The organism is Streptomyces sp. NPDC088706 (assembly GCF_044752765.1).
Taxonomy (GTDB): domain Bacteria; phylum Actinomycetota; class Actinomycetes; order Streptomycetales; family Streptomycetaceae; genus Streptomyces.
The window spans coordinates 273,841-294,880 of sequence record NZ_JBIVLW010000003.1 but is presented as its reverse complement, the minus strand read 5'-3'; the positions used below and the strand labels follow the sequence as shown (position 1 = coordinate 294,880).

General features: G+C 72.9%; 19 protein-coding genes, 1 pseudogene and 1 CRISPR repeat array (1 of these 21 cut by a window edge). Of the genes and pseudogenes, 6 read left to right on the top strand and 14 right to left on the bottom strand.

Annotation, left to right across the window (positions count from 1 at the left end; genetic code table 11):
* Positions 1 to 686: a CRISPR direct-repeat array (repeat unit 29 nt); it reaches 1,974 nt to the left of the window's first position.
* 433 nt (positions 687 to 1,119) lie between these two features.
* Entirely contained in the window at positions 1,120 to 1,563 is a 444-nt protein-coding gene (locus ACIQAK_RS10805) for a pentapeptide repeat-containing protein (RefSeq protein ID WP_366388745.1), read from the bottom strand.
* A 276-nt stretch (positions 1,564 to 1,839) separates the two neighbouring features.
* On the opposite strand from ACIQAK_RS10805, the pseudogene ACIQAK_RS10800 reads away from it, so the two are divergent.
* Positions 1,840 to 2,893, top strand: a pseudogene (locus ACIQAK_RS10800) (hypothetical protein).
* Between the two features lie 288 nt (positions 2,894 to 3,181).
* On the opposite strand, the gene ACIQAK_RS10795 reads toward ACIQAK_RS10800, so the two are convergent.
* The 3 genes from ACIQAK_RS10795 to ACIQAK_RS10785 all read right to left on the bottom strand — a co-directional run bounded on the left by ACIQAK_RS10795 (position 3,182) and on the right by ACIQAK_RS10785 (position 5,939).
* The gene (locus ACIQAK_RS10795) at positions 3,182 to 4,630 is read right to left on the bottom strand and encodes an SPFH domain-containing protein (RefSeq protein ID WP_366388746.1); all 1,449 of its coding nucleotides are present in this window, start codon (positions 4,628 to 4,630) and stop codon (positions 3,182 to 3,184) included.
* A 209-nt stretch (positions 4,631 to 4,839) separates the two neighbouring features.
* Positions 4,840 to 5,349 carry a hypothetical protein gene (locus ACIQAK_RS10790; RefSeq protein ID WP_366388747.1) on the bottom strand — a complete coding sequence of 170 codons (510 nt, stop codon included), beginning with the start codon at positions 5,347 to 5,349 and terminating at the stop codon, positions 4,840 to 4,842.
* Between the two features lie 104 nt (positions 5,350 to 5,453).
* Positions 5,454 to 5,939 carry a peroxiredoxin gene (locus ACIQAK_RS10785; RefSeq protein ID WP_366388748.1) on the bottom strand — a complete coding sequence of 162 codons (486 nt, stop codon included), beginning with the start codon at positions 5,937 to 5,939 and terminating at the stop codon, positions 5,454 to 5,456.
* A 210-nt stretch (positions 5,940 to 6,149) separates the two neighbouring features.
* Here ACIQAK_RS10785 and ACIQAK_RS10780 point away from each other — a divergent pair, with 210 nt between their 5' ends.
* Positions 6,150 to 6,884 carry an alpha/beta fold hydrolase gene (locus ACIQAK_RS10780; RefSeq protein WP_366388749.1) on the top strand — a complete coding sequence of 245 codons (735 nt, stop codon included), beginning with the start codon at positions 6,150 to 6,152 and terminating at the stop codon, positions 6,882 to 6,884.
* Between the two features lie 162 nt (positions 6,885 to 7,046).
* Positions 7,047 to 8,753: a SpoIIE family protein phosphatase gene (locus ACIQAK_RS10775; RefSeq protein ID WP_366388972.1), complete on the top strand. Its 1,707-nt coding sequence runs from the start codon at positions 7,047 to 7,049 to the stop codon at positions 8,751 to 8,753.
* 221 nt (positions 8,754 to 8,974) lie between these two features.
* Here the strand turns inward: ACIQAK_RS10775 and ACIQAK_RS10770 are convergent, their stop codons facing one another.
* Together ACIQAK_RS10770 and ACIQAK_RS10765 are read right to left on the bottom strand one after the other, a co-directional pair.
* Entirely contained in the window at positions 8,975 to 9,211 is a 237-nt protein-coding gene (locus ACIQAK_RS10770) for a hypothetical protein (protein WP_366388750.1), read from the bottom strand.
* A gap of 125 nt (positions 9,212 to 9,336) precedes the next feature.
* Entirely contained in the window at positions 9,337 to 10,905 is a 1,569-nt protein-coding gene (locus ACIQAK_RS10765; protein ID WP_401847994.1) for a hypothetical protein, read from the bottom strand.
* A 163-nt stretch (positions 10,906 to 11,068) separates the two neighbouring features.
* Here ACIQAK_RS10765 and ACIQAK_RS10760 point away from each other — a divergent pair, with 163 nt between their 5' ends.
* Positions 11,069 to 12,346: a molybdopterin-dependent oxidoreductase gene (locus tag ACIQAK_RS10760; RefSeq protein WP_366388752.1), complete on the top strand. Its 1,278-nt coding sequence runs from the start codon at positions 11,069 to 11,071 to the stop codon at positions 12,344 to 12,346.
* A 388-nt stretch (positions 12,347 to 12,734) separates the two neighbouring features.
* Here ACIQAK_RS10760 and ACIQAK_RS10755 read toward each other — a convergent pair whose 3' ends face one another.
* From ACIQAK_RS10755 to ACIQAK_RS10720, 8 genes are all read right to left on the bottom strand, one after another.
* On the bottom strand, positions 12,735 to 13,637 hold the full coding sequence (locus ACIQAK_RS10755) for a class I SAM-dependent methyltransferase (protein WP_366388753.1): 903 nt from the start codon (positions 13,635 to 13,637) through the stop codon (positions 12,735 to 12,737).
* Positions 13,634 to 14,290 (bottom strand): DUF2064 domain-containing protein, encoded by a 657-nt coding sequence (locus tag ACIQAK_RS10750; protein WP_366388754.1) that lies wholly within the window; start codon positions 14,288 to 14,290, stop codon positions 13,634 to 13,636. Before ACIQAK_RS10750 ends, ACIQAK_RS10755 begins: the two co-directional genes overlap by 4 nt.
* Positions 14,287 to 15,063: a glycosyltransferase family 2 protein gene (locus ACIQAK_RS10745; protein WP_366388755.1), complete on the bottom strand. Its 777-nt coding sequence runs from the start codon at positions 15,061 to 15,063 to the stop codon at positions 14,287 to 14,289. Before ACIQAK_RS10745 ends, ACIQAK_RS10750 begins: the two co-directional genes overlap by 4 nt.
* Positions 15,064 to 15,100: 37 nt before the next feature.
* Positions 15,101 to 16,288, bottom strand: coding sequence for an NAD-dependent epimerase/dehydratase family protein (locus tag ACIQAK_RS10740; protein WP_366388756.1), 1,188 nt, complete (start codon positions 16,286 to 16,288; stop codon positions 15,101 to 15,103).
* Between the two features lie 100 nt (positions 16,289 to 16,388).
* Positions 16,389 to 17,012 carry a hypothetical protein gene (locus ACIQAK_RS10735; protein WP_366388973.1) on the bottom strand — a complete coding sequence of 208 codons (624 nt, stop codon included), beginning with the start codon at positions 17,010 to 17,012 and terminating at the stop codon, positions 16,389 to 16,391.
* A gap of 62 nt (positions 17,013 to 17,074) precedes the next feature.
* On the bottom strand, positions 17,075 to 18,385 hold the full coding sequence (locus tag ACIQAK_RS10730; protein ID WP_366388757.1) for an MAB_1171c family putative transporter: 1,311 nt from the start codon (positions 18,383 to 18,385) through the stop codon (positions 17,075 to 17,077).
* Positions 18,386 to 18,452: 67 nt separating this feature from the next.
* Positions 18,453 to 19,064, bottom strand: coding sequence for a toxin (locus ACIQAK_RS10725; RefSeq protein ID WP_366388758.1), 612 nt, complete (start codon positions 19,062 to 19,064; stop codon positions 18,453 to 18,455).
* A 10-nt stretch (positions 19,065 to 19,074) separates the two neighbouring features.
* Positions 19,075 to 19,593 (bottom strand): hypothetical protein, encoded by a 519-nt coding sequence (locus tag ACIQAK_RS10720; protein ID WP_366388759.1) that lies wholly within the window; start codon positions 19,591 to 19,593, stop codon positions 19,075 to 19,077.
* A gap of 413 nt (positions 19,594 to 20,006) precedes the next feature.
* Between ACIQAK_RS10720 and ACIQAK_RS10715 the strand changes: the two genes are divergently transcribed.
* Both ACIQAK_RS10715 and ACIQAK_RS10710 read left to right on the top strand, forming a co-directional pair.
* Entirely contained in the window at positions 20,007 to 20,333 is a 327-nt protein-coding gene (locus ACIQAK_RS10715) for a MerR family transcriptional regulator (RefSeq protein WP_366388760.1), read from the top strand.
* 355 nt (positions 20,334 to 20,688) lie between these two features.
* Positions 20,689 to 20,892, top strand: coding sequence for a cold-shock protein (locus ACIQAK_RS10710; protein ID WP_015609674.1), 204 nt, complete (start codon positions 20,689 to 20,691; stop codon positions 20,890 to 20,892).
* The last annotated feature ends 148 nt before the right edge of the window (positions 20,893 to 21,040 follow it).

Genomic DNA, 21,040 nt, shown 5'->3' with positions numbered 1-21,040 from the left:
CCACAGGGCGCACGGCGCGCCGCGTTCGGGGTGATGGGGTGCCGTGATCACCCCTGGAGGGGTCGCAACCCTGACCCAGCACAACGGGGCCGCCCGCGGAATAGGGGGCCGTGATCACCCCTGGAGGGGTCGCAACTCAACACCGTGGGCCTGGCCCTGGACCAGCCGCGAGCCTGGGCCGTGATCACCCCTGGAGTGGTCGCAACGCGCACCGGGCGATCAGGGCGCCGACGGTGTCGGTCGGGCTGTGATCACCCATGGAGGGGTCGCAACGTGAACGAGGGCGAAACTGCCGGGACTTGATGGGGAACGGGCCGTGATCACCCCTGGAGGGGTCGCAACCCGCTTCGACCCCCGCGAGGTCCTCGACGGGATGCGCGCCGTGATCACCCCTGGAGGGGTCGCAACGTCCAGTACGAGGTGATCGTGCCGATCCCGTGCGGGGTCTCGACGTGCCGTGATCACCTCTGGAGGGCGCAACGTAATTCTGGGGCGCCTCTCCGCTGCGCTCCGTGGCGGGGTGCCGTGATCACCCCTGGAGGGGTCGCAACAGCAGCAGAACCGCTGGTACCAACCGCCCGCGCCGAGCCGGTGCCGTGTTCACCCCTGGAGAGGCAACATGACGCCGTGGCAGAGCGGGCCGTGCAGACCTGTGTGGCCGTGATCCCCCTGGAGGGGTCGCAACAACTCGGGTATGGGCTTGCTCGTCCCGTCCGGGGCAAGTCTTCATCAACCCCCGAGGGGATTCCAACGCGTGCGCGGCGCGCTTGTGGGCCCGGGCGGTGCGGGTGTCATCATCCCGACCGGCCTCGCAACGTCGAGAGAGGTGCGGTCGGCAGCGGGTCGTCATCATCTCTGGAGGGTCCCATCACCTGATCGCGCCGGGCACGCTCCATGGCTTCGGCGCCGGGATAGCCCCAGGAGGGATCGCAACGGGTGCTACGGGTCGGCGACGGTCGGGCCCGTATGGCCGGTATCACCCCTGGAGGGGACGTGAGCTCGGGGTCTGCGGCCCCACCGCACTCGGGGGGCCGGCCTGCGATCATTCGCGTGGACAATCTGCGGCCGATACACCGCCGGGGGTGGCGACGTCCTCTCCTGATCCTGTCGCGTGTGACGCTAGGACGGGTGCTCGCTCCGCGTCAGTACCGTCGGCCAGCCGATGACCGCGTCCGCCTGGACGTTGCGCAGTGACGTTCCCTCGAAGCGGGCGCCCGTGACGTCGGTCGGGCCCAGGAGGGGGATGCCCGTGTTGACGCTGCTCAGTTTCGCGCCCGTCAGGTCGGTGTCGCGCAGGTCGGCGTCCCGGAGGTTGCAGCCGGCCAGGACCGCGCCGCGCAGGGAGGCTCCGCGCAGGTCTGCGCCGGTGAAGTCGCAGAACTTGAACCAACAGCCCTCCAGGGTCGCGTAGCGGAGGTCCGCCCCCGCGAACGAGCAGCGCGCGAAGCGCAGTTGGTTCGTGCGCGTCGATGCGAGGTTCTGGTGGGTGAAGTTCTCGCCGCTTACGGCCGCATAGCGGTGGAGCTCGGAGAGGCGTTGGCGGGCGGTCAGTGGCGTGGTCATGGAGACCAGCGTCCCAGCAGGGGTGAAGGGCGGCGTCGAGTTTTCGACAGTTCGGCAGTTCGACCGATGAACGTTCGCAGGTCGTTCACGAGTCACTGACGGGGGACTTGGAGCCCTCTCGGTTCGTTTTGGGCGCGAGTGCCCGTCCGCCTGTTGTACTGTGATCGGGTCATCACGCTCTGTGTGTGCGTTGCGCGCACATGGGGCGGCCCCCGGTGGTGTTACAGCACCTAGCCGAGGGCCTTCACCCAACTAGTGGAACGGAACTCCACCGGGATGCTTTGGCATGCTATCGCGCCGGTTCGGCGCTACACGAAGGCCTCGCACGATGTCGTGCGTCATCCGCGTCTGTGCAGTGACGCGAAGATCCTGCTGCTGTACGTACAGGGGTTTGCCCGATGAGCGGACGCATCTGGCGCTGTCCGAGCATGCCCAGAAGATCGGCGTCAAGGGGCGCGCCTATCAGAAGGCCAAGGAGCAACTGGTCATGCATGGTTTCGTGCATGAACGGCGGGTCTCGGGGGAACGGGGGTTGTGGGTCACCCATCAGTTGTTCTCCAACGTCCCGTTGAGCGATGCCGACGCCCTTGCCGTGTGGCGGGAAGTCGGCGTGGGCGCTGGTGCGTCTCCGAGTGCGCACTTTCCGACCGTCGGTGAGCCGGGTCCCCGGACCGTCGGTCGTCAACTACCGGTAGAGGAAGAACGGGAGAAGAGCTCATCCCGCCCACCCACCGAAGCACCGGCGGAGAGCGTCACTTTGGAAGCCTTGCCACCTCAAGAGGCCGAGGCTGAACGGGTTCTGTTGTCCCTTCGGCATGTCAGTCGGGAGTTGCACCTCGGGGTTCTCGAAGCCCGAGGGCTGGTGGCGCAGGCTGTGGAGTGGCTGCGGCGCGGGGTCTCGGTGGGTGAGCTTCGGCGGGTTTTGAGCAGTGATCTGCCGGAGGGTGGGGTGCGGTCGGCTGTGGGATTCCTGGGGCATCGGCTCATGCAGAAGATGCCCGAAGCGCCGCAGGGGCAGCGGCGGGCTCCTGTTGCTCCGGCGGCCGTGGAGGAGGAGGCTCCGCCACCCGTTCCTCCGTATGTCGCGCCGCTGGTGACCTGCCAGGGGCCCGGGACCGAGCATGTCTTCCGGTCCATGGCGGGGGAGACCGAGTGCCCCGACTGCCAACAGGCTGCCGCCTGGGCCCGCTGGGCCGAACGGCGGGCCGCCGATCTTGGGGTCGATCTCGCCGAAGAGGCTGCGGCTGCCGTGGAAGCCGGGCGCAGTCCGGACGGGTGGCGGGCGCGGCTCGCTGCTGCCGCCGCGTCCGGGGCCAGCGGCGGGCAGTAGGCCGCTCCCGTTGCGACCGGTGGTCCGGCCCCCCGGTGCCCCGTCATCGGACCCGGGCGGCCGCTCGCGGAGGTGTAGTTGGCCGATTTCCGCAGCGTTCCTCATGGTGCGGTGTTCGCCCAGGCGATGTCACTCCCGCTCCTGGGACGTTCGCCCTGGGCGCCGTCCAGCGGAGGAGCGGATTCCCCTGGTCCGTCGGTCCGTCGGTCCGTCGGGCGCGGACGCCTCTGTGCCCGGCGACGCGAGTACGTTGCCGGGCACAGGCGATGAGGCCGAGGCGGGAACGCGTCAGTCCGTGATCTCGATCTTGTCCTTGTCGTTCTTCCGTGGCGCGGAGGACGTGTCGGGCGACGGCGAGGACGGGCCGCCGGTGCGGTTCTTCAGGTTCTCCAGGAGAGCGGCGACGTCGACGCCCGTCGTGGAACTGAGCAGCTCCACGCCTTGGGCCACGTTGTCGGTGACCGTACGGGCCAGCTGGCTGGCGCCGTCCGTCGAGATGACCGTCAGCTTGTCGATGGCGCTCAGCGGCTCGGAGGCCTTGGCGACCACGTCCGGGAGGACCTGGACCAGCATCTGGAGGACGGCCGCGTCACCGTACTGCGCGAACGCGTCGGCCTTCTTGTGCATGGCCTCGGCCTCGGCCGCACCCTTGGCCGCGATCGCCGCGGCGTCCGCCTCACCCTCGATGCGCACCGCGTCGGCCAGCGCCGAACGGTGGAGCTTCTCACCCTGACCGGTCAGACGCGAGCGCTCCGCGTCCGCCTCGGCCTCCTTGACCTGGGCGATGCGGCGGGCCTCCGCCTCCTGCTCGGCCTGGTAGCGGGCGGCGTCGGCGGGCTTGCGGACCTTGGTGTCCAGCTCGCGGTCGGTCAGCGCCGCCTGGCGCTCGGCGACCTTCTCCTGCTCGGCGAGGACTTCCTGCTGGCGCGCGGCCTCGGCGAGCGGACCGGCGGCGTTGGCCTTGGCGGCCGCTGCTTCGGTCTCGGCCTTGATCTCGGCCTGCTTCAGGTAGTACGTCCGCTCGGCGATGGCGATCTCCTCGGCCGCCTTCAGCCGGGCCTGCTCCGAGGCGCGCTTGGCGATGGCCTCGGCGATGTCCGCCTCCTGCTTGGCGCGGGCGGCCTCCGGACGGCCGAGGTCCTCCAGGTAGGAACCCTCGGTGGTGATGTCCTGGATCTGGAAGGCGTCCAGGATCAGGCCCTGGCCGGAGAGGCTGGCCTCCGCCTCCTCGGCGACCTGCCCGGCGAACGCGGCCCGGTCACGGATGATGTCCTCGACCGACATACGGCCGACGATCGCGCGGAGCGCGCCGGAGAGCACTTCCTGGGTGAAGCCGACGATCCCGTTCTGCTGCTGCAGGAAGCGCTGGGCGGCGGCCCGGATGGCGTCCTCGCTGCCGCCGACCTTGACGATCGCCACGCCCTCAAGGTTGGACTTCACCCCGCGCAGGGTGACCGCGCCGCGTACGGCGATGGGGATGTGCCGGCTGGAGAGGTCCAGGGTGAACTTCTGCTGGACGAACGGCACGACGAAGACACCGCCACCGACGACGACCTTCTGGCCGCTGTTGTCGATGCTGGTGAGGCCGGTGACCGGATCGGTCGACCTCTTGCCTCGGCGGCCGGTGATGATGAAGGCCTCGCTGGGCCCGGCGACCTTGTACCGCGTGATGACGACCAGGCCGAGCAGGACGAGAAGTACGACGATGCCGATGACGGCGATGACAACTGGACTCATGAGAAAGGTCCCCCCCTGCCTCCCGAGTGGGGGACGGCAGATTGTTGCGGTGCCAGGTGGTGCCAGGTGCTGTTAAGTGCCAGGTGCTGTTAAGTGCTGGGTGCTGGGTGCTTACGTGCGGTGAGGGTGAGGGCGAGGTGGTGGTGTCGGCCCTGTGCGGGCGTTGCGTGCCGGGCGGTGGCTGGATCCGGTCGGCGGCGGTCCGCGCGTCAGCGTTCCACCGGGCGGACCGCCACCGATGTCGTCGACAGCTCCGCCTCCACCCAGATCTCGGCGCCCCGGACGACGGGCGTCGGGCACTTGGCCGCGTACTTGACGGGGTGACCCGCCAGCCGCAGCATCACCTCGCCGTAGCCGTCGGCCGGAATGGCCGTCACGACCGTCCCGGACGTGCCGACGAGGTCGCCGCCGCGCGGTGTGGAGGACGTCTGGTCCCGCATCAGGGCCTGGCTGAACTTCCAGGTCAGCCAGGCCGCCACGACTCCGGCCGCGATGCCGGCCACGGTGGCCACGAACGTCCCGGCACCCGTGGTGCCCAGCACGATCGCCCCGCCGAAGCCGAGCATCGACAGGAAGCCGGCGATCACCGGGAGGGAGAGCAGTCCGTCGAAGAGCCCGTCGAGCACGCCGTCGAGCATGCCTTCCAGGACGCCGCCGAAGATGAGGGAAAAGGCCAGCAGGACGATCCCCGCAATGCCGAGACCGAGAAAGAAGGTCACGTGATCACTCCCCTGTTCGTCGACTTCCCCCGTATGTTTCCGTCGAACTGGCTGGATGATCCCACGAGAGCCCGGTTGGTGACACTGCCGGAACCCGGCAATCTTTACGCCGTTTTGATGCCGGACAACTGATCAGCAAGGGTGGAAAGCGACTGGAAGGTGGCGCCCAGGAGTGCGACGTGCTTCCAGCGGAGTACGCCGTCGGGGCCGATGAGGAAGACCGCCCGCCGTACGCCGATGCCCGGGGCGCTCACCCCGTACGCCCTGGCGATCTCCCGGCCCTCGTCGGCCAGCAGCGGCATGCGCAGGCCGTAGGTGCGGGCGAACGACTCGTGGCTGTCCACAGCCTGTGGACTGACGCCCCAGACCTCCGCGTCGAGCCCTTCGAAGGTCTCCATGCCCGAGGAGTACGAGCACAGCTGCTTGGTGCAGACGCTGGTGTTGTCACCGGGGTAGAAGGCGAGGACGAGAGCCCGGCCGCGGGCGGCGGAGAGCGCGTAGTCGCCGCGGTCGAAGGTGTCCCCCGACAGGACACCGCCGGGGAGGGTGAAGTCCGGTGCCGGGGCGCCGAGGGGAGGTCCTGCCGCCATGAGGGCTCCTTCTTATGCGTTCGCGTGGCGCTGTTCATGTGTTCGTGACGCTCTGGGGGTGTTCGTGGTGCGTACACGGACGGGTCCGTGCTCGTACAGTGAACGGCACTTTCCGCCCGTTGACACGTTCGGCCCAATCCGGAACGGGGTTCGCACCGAATACGTACAGGAGCGGGCTGACCGGCCCCGCACCCGGATCTGGAGGTACGTGTGGCCCAACCACCGCCGTCGGCAGCGGTTCTCGTCCTGCACGGGGGCCATGAAACCGGTACGGAGCCACCGCCCTGGGGCCCCCTGAACCTCTCCGGCATCCGCATGCGGCCCTTCGTCCGCGCCCTGCGCCGGGCCACCCGCGCGTCCGAGGGCGGTACGGAGGTCCTCGTACGGCAGGTGCGCTACGTCCACCGGGGGTGGAACGGGACGCGCGCCGACGCCCTGCGTGACGCGCTGGCCGCACTGGACGCGGTCGGCGAGGAGGCCGGGGACGTACCGGTGGTCCTTCTCGGCCACTCCATGGGCGCACGCGCCGCCCTGCGCGCCGCCGGGCACCCCCTCGTACGCGGAGTCGTCGGCCTCGCCCCCTGGTGCCCGCCGGGCGACCCGGTCACCCAGCTCGCCGGGCGCGACATCGTCCTGGTGCACAGCAGCCGGGACCGGGTCACCAGCCCCCAGGCCACCCAGTCCCTCACCGCCCGGGCCCGTCGCGCCGGCGCCCGTACCTGCATGGTCACCGTCCGGGGCGGCGACCACGCGATGATCCGCCGCGCCCCGGCCTGGCACCGCCTCACGACCACCCTGGTCACCGGGCTGCTCGGTACGGGCACCCTGCCCGGCCCGGTCACCGCCGCCCTCGGCCTGCCGCCGACCGCCGAACCCACCGAGGGCACCCTCGACCTCGACCGGCTGCGGGCCGAGCGGGGCGCCGGACTCCAGCCGAGCCCCTGATCCCACCGCCCGCCCCATCGCCCACCCCGTCGGGCGCCCACCCCCGCCCCGCCCCCGCCGCTCTGCGGATGCGGTGCCGGAGGCAGCCGCCCAGGATGGAGATCCGGAGGCCGATCTACGGCGGAGGAGAAGCCCTTGCAGGCCGAAGCGTGCGGCGACGGTATGCCGTCGTCCTTCGACCCCGCGACCGTGGCGGCCCTGCTCGACGGCAACCCCGCCGGAGTGGCCGTACTCGACGCGCACCTGCGCTACACCTACGTCAACCCGGCGCTCGAACGGCTCAACGGCCTCCCCGCCGCGTCCCACCTGGGCCGCACCTTCTCCGAAGTGCTGCCCGAACTCCGCGGCCAGGCCGACGTCCTGCGCGGCGTCCTGCGCGACGGCGAGCCCCGCGAGCAGACCGTCAGCGGCCGGACCTGGGCCGCCGACTCCGACGACCTGAGCCTCTGGCGCGCCACCTACCACCGGCTGGAGACCGGCGGGTCCGTGTGCGGGCTGGTGGCGATCGTCGTCGAGATCACCGACATCACCCGGCAGCGGGCCGAGCTCGAAGAGGCCCGCGCCCATGTGGCCCTGCTGAGTACGGCCGCCGTCCGGATCGGCACCACGCTCGACATGGACACCACCTGCCGGGAGCTCGCCGAGTTCATGGTGCCGGCCTTCGCCGACGTGGCGGCCGTCGACATCTTCCCGCCCGAGGTGGGCCACCCCGTCCGCCGCGCCGAGTCCGGTGTCCTGCGGTTGCGGCGGGCCGCGCTGCGGGCCGAGGGCCCGCTCGACGAACAGGTGCAGATGTTCGGCCACCCGGGGGAGTACGTCGACTTCGCGGCGGACTCCGCGGTGACCCGCTGCCTGGCCGACAACGACCCGGTCCTCGACGAGTGGGCCGACCATCAGCGCGGCCGGAGCGCGCTCACCTCGGAGCGGATCATCGCCTCCCAGGCCCTCGGACTGCGCGAGGCGCTCGTCGTCCCGCTCACCGCCCGGGGCCGGTCCCTCGGCGCGCTCAGCCTGGTCCGGGCCGAGGGGTCCCCCGCCTTCACCGACCAGGACGTGGTGGTCGCCCGGGAACTCGCGGGGCGGGCCGCCGTCGACCTCGACCACGCCCGCCGCTACGACCACGAGCACAGCATCGCCCGCGAGCTCCAGGGCTCCCTGCTCTCCGAGCCCCGCGGCCCCCACCCGCACGTGGAGATCGCCACCCGCTATCTCCCCGCCGACCGGGGCGTCCTGGTGGGCGGCGACTGGTTCGACGTCGTCCCGCTCAAGGACGGCCGCCACCTCAAGGCGATGGGCGACGTGATGGGCCACGGGGTTGAGGCGGCCGTGGCGATGAGCCACTACCGCTCGCTGCTGCGGCTGCTGGCCGGCGACGACCTGCCGCCGCACCGGATTCTGGAGCAGCTCGACGAGATGGTGGAGCGGTCGGGGCTGGACCGGGCGGCGACCTGCCTGCTCGCCGTCGTGGACCGGTTCGGCGGGGTGTGCGAGGTGGCCAGTGCGGGCCATCTGCCGCCGGTGTTCATCGACCCGGGGGCGGCCGGGGCGCGCATCGTCCCGGTGGAGTCCGGGCCGCCGCTGGGCACCGGGTTCGGCGGCTACCGGACCACCGCCGTGCCGTGCGGACCGGGGACGGTGCTGTTCATGTACACCGACGGACTGGTGGAGCGCCGGGGTGAGGACATCGACGTCTCCGTGGGGCGGCTGGCCTCCCTGACCCTGCCGCGCACCGGAGGCCTGGAGGATTTGCTCGACCAGGTGCTGGACCGGTTCGGCGGGGACGCGGAGGACGACATCGCGGTGCTGGCCTCCCGGATCAAGGAGGGGCCGCCGGTGCTGCGGAGGCCGGGGACTCCCGGGACCGGATGAGGGGCCGCCCGCCGGGGCGCGGACTCCTGGACCGGATGAGGGACCGGCCGCTGGACCGATGAGGGACCGGCCGCGCCGAGTCGGGGGCCCCCGGGACCGGATGAGGCCGGGACGCCGGGTCGGGGACCCCCGGGGCCGGATGAGGGACCGGCCGCCAGGTCCGAGTGGGCCGGGGCCGGATGAGGGGCCGGCCGCCAGGTCCGAGCGGGCCGTCCCCCGGGTCAGTTCTCCCGTCGCCGGCCGCGCAGTTGCCGCAGGACGAGGGCGGCCGAGGTGATCAGCGGGAGCATCCCCGCCATCGCGTCGGCGGTGTTCAGCTTGCCGTTCGAGCCCTTGGCCCGCCGTACCTGCTTGGACGCCCTGATGACGGCGAGCGCGCTGCTGCCCAGGCTCAGCGCCAGCCCCACCTTGCTGCCGCGCATGCCCTTGGCGGACGCGGAACGGTTCTTCTTCGCCATCGGCGGTACCTCCAGGTGTACGCGGGGCGTGGGCCGGACTCTCCTGATGCGTCGCCCGTTCCACGTAACCGGCTCCGCCCCGCCCCCGCAAACGGACGGGTCGGCGGGGTCCGGGCGCGTTCGGGTCACCAGCCCGTCCAGAGCAGATGGTTGATCAGCAGCGCCGGGGCCACCGACGCGACCAGCCAGTACCGCGCGGTCCGGGCGGGCAGCAGCGCGGCGGCGGGCAGCAGCCACAGCAGGAACGGCTGCCAGATGCGCTCGGTCTCCGCCTTGCTCATCCCGGAGAGGTCGGCGGCGAGCAGCGCCACCAGCGCCGCCAGGACGAGCAGCGCCAGCCGCTGGGCGGGAACGGGTGCGGCGGCGGAGTCCGGGGCGGTGGCAGAGTCCGGGGCGGTGGCAGAGTCCGGGGCGGTGGCCGCTGTGTCGCCCGTACGCGGTGCCGGGGTGCCCGTACGCGGTGCCGTGTCGCCCGTACGCGGTGCCGGGGTGCCCGTGCGGAGCGCCCGTACGGCCCCGGGGGCGTACGACGCGCTCCGGCGCACTCCGGCGACGGCGGCCAGCCCCGCCGCGAGGACGGCGCAGGCGAGGTTGGCCCAGACCCAGTACGCGTACGGGCGCACGCCCCCCGCGCCCTGGTAGTAGCGCTCGACCAGCAGGTGGTACGCGGTCCACCAGTGGAAGCCGGCGAGGGTAAAGGCGGCCGGGACCACCAGCGCGCCGAGCAGGAACGGGACCACCGGGCGGGCCGTCCGGGCGAGCCCCAGGACCGCGAGCAGGACCGCCGCCATCAGCCCCAGTCCGTAACTGAGGTAGCAGGTCCACCCGAACAGCAGGCCCCCGCCCACCGCGGCGGCGGCCGGGAAGCGGACCCGGCGCGTCGCCGCGAGCGCGAGCAGGGCCACCGACCAGGCGGTGACGGCGGCGAAGTACCCGTCGGCGGAGACGCCCGCCCAGACGGCCGCCGGGGCGAGGACGAGGAAGGGCGCCGCGCGCCGGGCCAGCTGCTCACCGGCCAGGACGCGCACGGTGATCAGGGCGGCCAGCACCGCCGAACTGCCCACGACGACACACCAGACGGCGGCCCACGCACCCCCGCCGAGCCCGATGCGGTCCAGCCAGACGAAGGTCAGCGTCGCGCCCGGCGGGTGCCCGGCCACATGGGCGGGCCAGTTGCCGGGCTCGCCGAACAGGATGTGGTCGGTGAAGTCGCGCAGGGTGGCGGGGATGTCGTCGAAGCGGTCGATCACCCGCAGGTACTCGTGCTTGGTGGTGAGCCGCCGCTCGACGCCCCGGTACCAGCCGTCGATCAGCGCCATCGAGAAGACCCAGACCGTGGACCCGGCCCAGGCCGCCGCGAGGAGCCCGCGCCAGGGCAGCCGGGCGGCGAGCGGTGGGCCGTACGCGATCACCAGCACGGCCATGGTCAGCGCGGCGGGAGTGCCGGGGCCCAGGTGGGGGTCCCAGGAGGCCAGGAGGGGTGGCCACTGGGCGTGGAGGGTGCCGGTCCGGTTCTGGACGTACCGGCCGATGAGGATGGCGGCGGTGACGAGCAGGGCGGCGAGGGCGGCGGCGGTGAGGTCGTGGCGCCGGGCGCGTGCGTCCTCCGGGGGCGGGAGCTTCCCGGCCGTCCCCGTGGGGTGCGTGGCTTCCGTACGACGTTCCGTCCGATCGGCCCGGTCCGCCTGGTCCATGTCCTCGTCCTCGGTCTTCACGCTGGCACGCTATGCACGCCGGGCCGCGTTCCCGCGGTACGACAGGGCCCGGCGCCCGACCGCTGGGCCGTACGAGCGGCGCGCGGGTGAGGCCGGGGCCGTGGCGCTTCCCGTTCGGGCCCCGGCGCCTAGCGTCGGGGCCATGTCCCTGCCCGGCCTCCTCCGCCGCATCCGCCACCGCACCCCCGTCGACCCCGCGTTCTGGCGCAGCCCGGTGCGCGGGGTGCGCTTCACGGCGGTGCTGGGGCTCGTGCTGCTCGTCGGGCTCACCGTCGTGGCCGTAACCGGGCTGCTCTCGTACGCCGCCTACAACCCGGACCTGGACCCGGCCAACGACTCCACCCCGGACAAGGGGTGGCTCGGCTTCTACCTCTTCGCCTGGCCGACCGGGCCGCACTGGCTCTACCGGCTGACGCAGGGGGTGCACGTCACCCTGGGCATCGTGCTCGTCCCCGTCCTGCTGGCGAAGCTCTGGTCGGTGATCCCGAAGTTCTTCGCGCTGCCGCCCGTACGGTCGGTGGCCCATGCCCTGGAGCGGATCTCGCTGCTGCTCCTGGTGGGCGGGGCGCTGTTCCAGTTCGTCACCGGGCTGCTCAACATCCAGCTGGACTATCTGTTCCCGGGGTCGTTCTACCGGCTGCACTTCTACGGGGCGTGGGTGTTCCTCGCCGGGTTCGTCGCGCACACGGCCCTCAAACTGCCGCGCGCGGTACGGGTGCTGCGCGACGGCATCCCGCGCGGAGCGGCCGACGGCGCCGGGCCGGCCGGTGAGCGCGACGAACTCGCCTCGCCCGATCCGCTGCCGCCGACCCTCTCCCGGCGCGGGGCCTTCGCGATGGTCGGGGCGGGGTCGCTGCTCCTGCTGCTCACCTCGGCCGGGCGGAGCTTCGACGGGCCGCTGCGCCGGACCGCGCTGCTGACCCCGCGCGGTGGTACGGAACCGGGTCCCGGCGGCTTCCAGATCAACAAGACGGCCGCCGCCGTCAAGATCACCGCGGCGGACCGGGGGGAGGCCTGGCGGCTGCGGGTGCGCGGACCGGCCGGTGAGTTCCGTTTCTCCCGGGCGGAGTTGCTGGCCATGGAGCTGCACAGCGCCGCGCTCCCGATCGCGTGCGTGGAGGGCTGGTCGACCTCGGACCAGCTCTGGCGCGGGGTGCGGCTGCGGGATCTGGCGGCGATCGCCGGGTATCCGGACCGGCCGCCGGGGGTGCTCGTAAAGTCGGTCCAGCGCGGGGGGCCCTTCCGCAGAGCCGCCCTGCGGGACAACCAGGTCCGCGACGGCCGTTCGCTGCTCGCGCTGGAGGTCAACGGGGAGCCCCTGACGGCCGATCACGGCCACCCGGCCCGGATCATCGTGCCGGCCGCGCCCGGGGTGCTGAACACCAAGTGGGTCGGGTCGCTGACGTTCGGGGAGCGGTGATGGCGACACCGGCCACGCCCCGCCCCCGGCGCCTCTCCGCGCGCTCGTCGCCGCGCCGGTGGTACGGCGAGGGCCCGCTGCACCTGCTCCTGCTGGTCGCCACCTTCTGCCTGGCCGGCTACGCGGGCGTACGCCTCCTGGACGGCGACACCCTCGGCGTACTCCTCTGGTTCGCCGGGTCGGCGCTGCTGCACGACATGGTGCTGGTCCCGTTGTACGCCGGGGCCGACCGGGCCCTGCGCACGGCGCTCGGGCCACGGCGGGCCCTGGTCGGCTTCGTCCGCGTACCGGTCTTCCTCTCCGGGCTGCTCCTGCTGGTCTGGTTCCCGCTGATCACCCGGCGGACCGCACGGCGGTACGAGGCCGCCTCCGGCACCACCCCGGACGTCTACCTCTCCAACTGGCTGCTGATCACCGGCGTGCTGTTCGCGCTCTCCGCGCTCTGGCTGCTGGTCCGCGCGCTCCGCTCCCGTACGGGAGGTCGCGGGCGGCGCAGCGAGACGAAGGCGCGGCCCTCCACGCTCCACTGATCGGCCGGGGACCAGCCGCACGCGCGGGCGTACCGCAGCAGCGCCGGGGTGCCGATCCGGGCCCAGGGGAACGGCTGGGTCTCCTCCGGGCCGGGCGCGGCCTCCCGGGCCGGTGCGCCCCGGCCGTCGTCCAGGCGGACCTGGACGCGTTCGTCGATGTCGAGCGGTGAGGTCTCCGCGATCAGCAGTCCGCCGGTGGAGAGGAGGTCGGCCGCCCGGCCCAGCAGGGCGGCCGGGTCGCCGCCGATGCCGATATTGCCGTCGACGAGGAGCAGGGTGCCCCAGCGGCCCTCCTCCGGCAGCGGATCGAAGACGCTGCGGAGCAGGGCGGAGCCGCCGATCCGCCGGGTGCGGGCGACGGCGGCCTCGCTGACGTCGATACCGAGCGCCCGGTGGCCCAGCGCGGTCAGCTCCGCGACCAGCCGCCCCGGCCCGCATCCGATGTCCAGCACCGGCCCCTCGCACCGGTGCAGGGCCGACAGGTCGGCGGCGCCGGCCTCGGAGCACCAGCGTTCGACTTCCAGGGGCAGCAGCCAGCCGTCGCTGCGGCGCAGGAAGAGCGGGCCGCGGCCGTTGCGCAGGGCGTTGGCGTACGGGTCGGTGCCCCAGGGGGCGGTACGGGCTTCCGCGCCGCGGGCTTCGGTGGCTTCGCAGGACTGGGGGGCCTCGGTCGGCTCCCGGGATTCCCGCGCCGCGTCGGCGGTCTCCCGGCGGCTGCGCGTGGTGGTCCCGGACGACGACGGGGGCAGCGTCGTGCTCATCGCACCACCGCCCCGGTCAGCCGGCCGAGCGCCGCGGCGAACCGGCTCCCGGGGGCGTCGGACGCGACCCGGTGGGCGTCGGCCGCGGTGTCCACGTCGGGCAGGACCGGAAGGTCCCGTACCGCGAGATGGGCCGCCACCAGCCGGCGCCGCTGCACCGCGCCGGTCTCCGGGACGGACATGGGCACCCCGCGCAGCAGCGCGGGATCGGGGTGTGCGAGGCCCAGGGCCCAGAACCCGCCGTCCTCGGCGGGGCCGAACCAGGCGTCGCAGCGCTCCCAGGCGTCCGGGGCGAGCGCGGGGGCGAGCAGGGCGGGGGTGATCTGCGGGGTGTCCATGCCGACCAGGAGGGCCGGCCCGGTACACCTCCCGAAGGCCGCCGCGAGCCGTTCGTCCAGGCCGCCCGCGCACTGCGGGACCACCTCGAAGCCCGGCGGCACCCAGGGGCCGGGGACCCCGTCGAGGACGAGGACGCGGCGCCGGGCGGGGAGGGCGAGCACGGTCTGCAGGGTGTCCGCGAGGGCGGCGGCGGCGAGGGCGGCGGCCTCGGCGGGGGAGAAGGGCGGGCAGAGCCGGGTCTTGACCCGGCCGGGGACCGGCTCCTTGGCGATGACCAGCAACTCCGTGGGGCCGGTGGGCCCGTACGCGCTCATCGGGCGGCCTCCGTTCCGGTCGGCACGGCGGGCGGGGCCGCCGGGCGGTCCACCGGCGGCTCCCGCAGGACGCCGCGCATGTCGCGTACCGCGTGCCAGGTGCCGCGCCAGGTGCCGGTCACCTTCGACCTGCCCGTGCGCGGCCGGTAGGGGACGTCGCTCTCGGCGACCCGCAGCCCGGCGTCCGAGGCCCGGACCACCATCTGGAGCGGGTAGCCGCTGCGCCGGTCGGTGAGGTCCAGGGCCAGCAGGTCGCTGCGGCGGGCCGCCCGCAGCGGGCCGAGGTCGTGCAGGCGCAGGCCGGTGCGGCGGCGGAGCATCCGGGCGAGCGCGACGTTCCCGGCGCGCGCGTGCGGTGGCCAGGCACCGAGGCCCTCGGGGCGGCGGCGGCCCAGCAGCAGGTCGCACTCGCCGTCCGCGATCCGCCGGACGAAGCCGGCCAGCAGTGCGGGGTCCAGCGAGCCGTCGCAGTCGCAGAAGCAGACGAACTCGGCCTCCGAGGCGAGCAGTCCGGCATGGCAGGCCGCGCCGAACCCGCGCCGCTCCTCCGTGACGACGTGCGCGCCGAGGGAGCGGGCGAGCTCGGCCGAACCGTCGGTCGAGCCGTTGTCGACGACGATCGCGCGCCAGCCTTCGGGAACGCGGTCGAGCACCCAGGGCAGGGCGGCCGCCTCGTCCAGGCAGGGCAGGACGATGTCGGCCCTCGGGGCGGCTCCGCGGGCAGCGGTGTGCGGGGTGGTGGCTTCGGGAAGGGCGGCAGAGGAATCGTTCACGCGCCTTACCCTACGGAGACAACTCCGGCATTTCGGCCTATAGGTTCTTCTGAACCATCGGCGTCGGCCGGATGGCGGTGGGGTACGCCCGCGCCGCGCTGACGGGCTGGGGCGCCCCCACGGCCCTGGCCGACCCCGCGACCCGAGGGGTCTCCGCAAGGTGGGCCGCCCCCGCTCCCCGCAGCTCGGCCCGGGCGAACTCCGCCATCCCCGCCGCGAAGGCGACCCGGGGCCGCCAGCCCAGCTCCTCGCGCAGCCGCCGCGAGTCCGCCGTGACATGGCGTACGTCGCCGAGGCGGTACTCGCCGGTCACCACCGGGTCCGGCCCGCCGTGCGCGGCGGCCAGCGCGGTGGCCATCTCCCCGATGGTGTGCGGCTCCCCGCTGCCGGTGTTGTACGCGGCGAAGGAGGCGGCCCGGCGCTCGCGGACCGCCTCCAGGGCCACCGCGTTGGCCGCCGCGACATCGTGGACGTGGACGAAGTCCCGGCGCTGGCGCCCGTCCTCGTAGACCCGGGGCGCCTCGCCGCGCGCCAGGGCCGAACGGAAGAACGAGGCGACCCCGGCGTACGGGGTGTCGCGCGGCATCCCCGGCCCGTACACGTTGTGGTAGCGCAGCGACACCGCCCGGCCGCCCGTGGCCCGAGCCCACGCGGCGGCCAGGTGCTCCTGGGCCAGCTTGGTGGCCGCGTAGACGTTGCGCGGGTCGGCGGGCGCGTCCTCGGAGACCAGGCCCGGCACCAACTCCGTACCGCACTGCGGGCAGTGGGGCTCGAAGCTCCCCGCCCGCAGCCCGGCCTCCGGGCGCGGGCCGGGGCGGACCGCGCCGTGGTGCGGGCAGTCGTAGCGGCCCTCGCCGTAGACCACCATCGACCCGGCCAGCACCAGGTCCCGCACCCCGGCGGCGGCCATCTCGGCCAGCAGCACCGCCGTACCGAGGTCGTTGCACCCCACGTACAGCGGCGCGTCCGCGAAGTCCTTGCCCAGGCCCACCATCGCCGCCTGGTGGCACACCGCGTCGACCCCGGCGAGCGCCCCCGCCACCGCCTCCCGGTCCCGGACGTCCCCGACGACCAGCCGGTCGCCGGGGGCCTCGGGGGCCGTGGCGCCGGGGTGCGCCGAGGGCAGCAGGGCGTCGAGCACCACGCACTCGTGCCCGGCCGCGGTGAGCGCGGCGACGACATGTGACCCGATGAACCCGGCTCCGCCGGTGACCAGTACGCGCATGGCGGCCACGGTAGGGGCGGGGGGCCGGGCGGCGGGGGCACGCCGCACCGGCGGGGGACGAGGCCGTCCGAACGGGTGCCGGAGCCCCGGTGGCCGTGCGTCAGCCCCCGAACGCGTACGCCAGCGTCGTCGCCGCCCCCAGCGCCGCGCCCGCCACGGTCTGGGCGACCGTGTGGTAGCCGAGGGCCACCCGTGACCAGCAGACGGCCACCGTCAGCGCGTACGCGGCCAGCCACCAGGGGGAGTGCACGACCGCGAGCAGGGCCACCACCGCCGAGGCCACCGCCGAGTCGACCGAGATCTTCCACACCGTGTTGACGGCCAGCAGCCCGATCGTCATCACCCAGAGCGCGAGCATCGCCACCAGGATGCCGCCCGGCGCGTTCCCGAGGACCATCACCACCGAACCGGCCCCGATCGAACCGAGGATGACGAAGAAGATCGGGGCCCGCTTGGTGCGGTCCACGACATGGCGGTCGCCCCAGGTGCCGCGCCCGCGCTCCCACTCGATGTACCCGGCCGGGACCAGCCCGGCGCAGAGCGCCCCGAGGAACCCCCAGAGCAGCCCGGTCCAGTCGCCCGCGGCGGCGAGCCCGATGGCGAGCATCCCGGCCAGCAGGACGTTGCGGGGCTGGAGGACTTCGGTGACGGTGCGGGCGACGGAGGTGCGGGCGGTGGTCGCCGGGGCCGTGGAGGCCGCGTCCTCGGTGGTCGCCGGGGCCATGGAGGCCGCGTCCTCGGTGGTCGCCGGGGCCATGGAGGCCGCGTCCTCGGTGGTGCCGGTGCTCATGAGGTCTTCTCCGTCGTCCCGGCCGTCGTCCCGGCCGTCGTCCCGGCCGTCGTCGCCGCCGTCCTCGCCGCGGTCGCCGCCGCGAGGACGGCGCGGGCGCGCTCCCCCGTGACCGTCCGGTACGCGGCGGCTACCCGCTCCAGCCGGGCCACCTCGCCGTCCTGGTCGGCGGCCTGCTGGGCGGCCACCTCGGCGGCCCGGCCGGCGGGTGCGCCGGAGTCCTTGGCCAGCAGGGCGGCCCTGATCCAGTACGCGTCACCGAGTGCGGCAGCCCGGTGGGTGCCGGTGGTGTCCTGGGCGGCGGCGCGCTCCGAGGCGGCGACCAGCTCGTCGGGGACGTAGTGGCGCAGCTTCTCGACCGCGTCCGCGATGTCGGCGGCCCAGCGGTCGATCCGCAGGTCGGCCGGGGCGTTGAACCGGGTCAGCTCCCGGGTCAGGGAGGCGGGCGGGTCGAAGGGCTGGTCGGGGAAGGACGCCATCAGCTCGGACCACAGGGCGTGCAACCGGACCTGGGCCCGCCACAGTCGGACCCGGCGTGCGCCGGTGCTGAAGGCGGGGATGGACGCGCCGAGGGCGAAGAGGGCGAAGAGGACCAGTTGCGCGGCCTCGGTCACCTGGTCGAAGCGCAGGGCGAACGCCTCGCTCGACTCGTCCACCACGCTGACCCAGAGGAACAGCGTCCTGCTGACGGTGTAGCCGACGCCGATGAACATCGCCGACGTCATCATCCCGAGCCCGATGCGCAGATGGCGCCGCCGGGCGTCGGCGGTGGCCAGCGCCCACTGGAAGGCGCAGACGGCCGAGGCGGCGCCGAGGTAGAGGTAGAAGACGCTCATGTAGAGCGTGGCGCCCCACTCGCCGGCGTGGTCGGAGACGAAGCGGTCCGAGGGGACGGAGCGGTCGACCACGGTGAAGAACAGGACGGTCAGCAGGATCAGCGTCGCCACCGAGGCCTTCGCGGCGACCTGCTGGACGAGCCGGGCGAACCGTACGTGGCGGGGGACGGACCCCGCCTCCGGGTAGCAGCCGTAGATGGCCACGATGTAACTGAGGATGGCCAGAATCGCCACCGTCGCGGTGTAGTGCTTGATGAGTACGGCGAGGTCGGTGACGACGCTGTTGTTGAGCCCGGTGCGCACCGCCTCGGTCTTGGTCCACAGGGCGACCGCGAATCCGGCGTAACAGCCCCACAGGGCGCGCCGTCTGCGGTCCTCCTCATCCCCCCACAGGGCAGCGGGCATACGCCACAGGGCAACGGCTGTCATCAGGCCGGCTATCAGGTATCCGGCGAGATCGAGGGGGGTCACAGCGGTCTTCGTCCTCGGGTGTCGGGGGCGCGGGAAGGGCTCGCGGCGGTGAAGGTGATGGCACGTGTCAGCTGTGGTCCGCCACGTCGCCCCGCACGTCGTCCGGCCGCCTCCACGGGAACGGTCCGCGCCTGCGGTGGGCCACCGGGCGGGACAGGGAGTCGGTCAGCCGCCCCACCATGTCATCGGTGGTGAGGTCCCGCGCCATCCGGGGGATCAGGGAGGCACCGAATTCGGCCATGCGTTCGTCGTGGGTCGCGTACTGCGCGCGGGCCTGTACGGCGGCCGAGCCGGAGGCGAAGGACTCGGCCGCCTCGGGGGAGATCATCCGGGCGATCAGCGAGGTGTCGAACACCGGGAGCAGCGTGCGCAGTTGCTCCGCGTCGAGCGTCGTCCCGTGGTCGAACCACTCGTGGCAGAGCTCGTGCAGGATGACGTGCTCGGTCTGGTACGCGGTCGGCCTGCGGCGGTAGAGGACCAGGCTGGTGGAACCGGCTTTCAGGCGCAGCCCGCAGGCGGCGTTGACGCGGGCGAGCCGGTCGGGCATCTCATGCAGCCGGATGACGCGACCGCGCGCCGCCTCCATGTTGGCGACCAGGCCGGTCAGCGAGAACGGGGCCGGGATGGGCAGATCGGCGAGCTGTGCCTCGCACTCTTTGCGCAGCTTCCGCAGGGACATGACACCGACGCTACGCCTCCGGCGGGCTGTCCCGCGCGGCGTCCTCCAGCAGGGAGAGCGCGAACCGCAGCAGCTCCGGCGGCAGCCCCTCGTCGTCCAGACCCCGCCCTGCCACCCCGCTGATCTCCCCGGTCCGCCGCTTGACCAGGAACTGCAGTCCCGCGACGACGTCGTCGACGACCTCGGACTCCTCCTTGAAGAACCGCCAGTCCACGCCGAACCCCAGCCCGAGGGCCTTGAGGATCTCCTCCGAGGGCTGGGTGACCTTGCCGGCGAGGATGTTGGAGAAGTAGCTGTGCGAGAGGGAGCCGCCACGCTGCCGCACCAGCTCCGCGAAGACCCGGCCCGAGACCTTCTGGCCGGGGAAGGTCCTCTCGACCATGTACTCGACTTTTTCCCGCAGCGAATTCAGCGGAGGAGGACCGGTGGGTGCGGGTGGTTCGTTCTGGTCCGCACCGGTTTCGTCACCGTCGTCCATGGCCATCCGGGCCTCCACGCTCACCTCGGAGTCGGAACTGAGCTTGCGCAAACACTCTACGTCACTGTTAACTCGAAAAAACACGGTCAGGGGACCACGAGGGGAGTCCCCTGCCCGTGATGACCAGGGTGCCCGCACCTGCCCGGGCCGGCCCCACCGCGGCGCGCTTCCGGTGCCGGACAGGGGTGTAGCCCTTCACGACGGGGGATGCGTGAAGGGCTACGCGAGCATTATGGCCCCGCGGTCCGCCCCACGACAACTGACCAGTCGGTCAGTCCCACCGGCGCGTCGGCCACCGCCCCGCCGCCGGTGGCCGAAACCTGTTACGGCCGCGATAGACATGTCCTTCCCGGGCGATTAGGGTTTCTTGTGCAGTCAGCTGAAACAGCGGTACGCGGCAGAGGGGCACCCCGCAGGCGTACGGCGCCCCGGGCCCTCCGTCACGCGTGACAGAAGAGGTGCAGATGCCCCCGGAGACCCCCTCGCACGCCATCGACCGGCTCGACGACGACGACTACCCCGCCTACACGATGGGGCGCGCCGCCGAGATGATCGGGGCGACGCCGGGTTTCCTGCGGGCGATCGGTGAGGCCCGGCTGATCACCCCGCTGCGGTCCGAGGGCGGCCACCGCCGTTACTCCCGCTACCAGTTGCGCATCGCCGCCCGCGCCCGCGAGCTGGTCGACGCCGGCACGCCTGTCGAGGCCGCCTGCCGCATCGTCATCCTGGAGGACCAGCTCGAAGAGGCGCTCCGCCTCAACGATGAGCTGCGCGGCGGCACGGCCCCCTGACCGCGGCGGCCGGCGGCCGGCGGACGCCCGGGCGGCGCCCCGCCCGACGCCCGGGAACATATCTGCATTCGCCAGCACAGAATTTCACGCAAAGTGCGATGAGGCTTTTCCTTCCGCCGTTTTGTTCCGCCATGCCGAGTGATATTCCGTTCAGTCCCTCCCGGCGCTCCCGTGCTACTGTTGATCTCAGTTGCAGTTGTGGTTCCCAAAAACTTCAAGTGCATCAGCCGACTCGATGTCGGTGGATGCGCTTTTGTATTTCCGGTGTTCTTCCGGACGGGGTAATCATCGCGGCGACGTGGGGTCCGCACAGTGTGGGCCCGCGGGCACTGCCCCTCCCCTAAGGAGATATGACATGGCTACTGGCACTGTGAAGTGGTTCAACGCGGAAAAGGGCTTCGGCTTCATCGAGCAGGACGGCGGCGGCGCCGACGTCTTCGCCCACTACTCCAACATCGCCGCCTCCGGCTTCCGTGAGCTGCAGGAGGGCCAGAAGGTGAACTTCGACGTCACGCAGGGCCAGAAGGGCCCGCAGGCCGAGAACATCACCCCCGCCTGATCACTCAGGTAGTACTGCGCAGCTGGGGCCCGCACCTTGGGGTGCGGGCCCCAGCTCGTTGCTGTTTCCGGGGCCCGTTGAGCGGGCCCCCTGCCGAAGCCGCGTCCGGTGCCCTGATTCCCGGCGGCCGGGCTTCGCTCCCCTTTGT